At 100.0% G+C, this 255-nt stretch carries 1 protein-coding gene; it reads right to left on the reverse strand.

All coding sequences use genetic code 11. The features are described from left to right. Positions 1–255 (reverse strand): hypothetical protein (locus tag ACG59Z_RS18790; protein WP_220765853.1); only part of this gene is annotated, 255 nt, incomplete at both ends.

Raw genomic sequence — 255 nt, forward strand, 5'->3', positions numbered from 1 at the left:
CCCCCCCCCCCCCCCCCCCCCCCCCCCCCCCCCCCCCCCCCCCCCCCCCCCCCCCCCCCCCCCCCCCCCCCCCCCCCCCCCCCCCCCCCCCCCCCCCCCCCCCCCCCCCCCCCCCCCCCCCCCCCCCGCCCCCCCCCCCCCCCCCCCCCCCCCCCCCCCCCCCCCCCCCCCCCCCCCCCCCCCCCCCCCCCCCCCCCCCCCCCCCCCCCCCCCCCCCCCCCCCCCCCCCCCCCCCCCCCCCCCCCCCCCCCCCCC

It is taken from the genome of Acinetobacter sp. ABJ_C1_1 (assembly GCF_044684115.1).
GTDB lineage: Bacteria > Pseudomonadota > Gammaproteobacteria > Pseudomonadales > Moraxellaceae > Acinetobacter > Acinetobacter nosocomialis_A.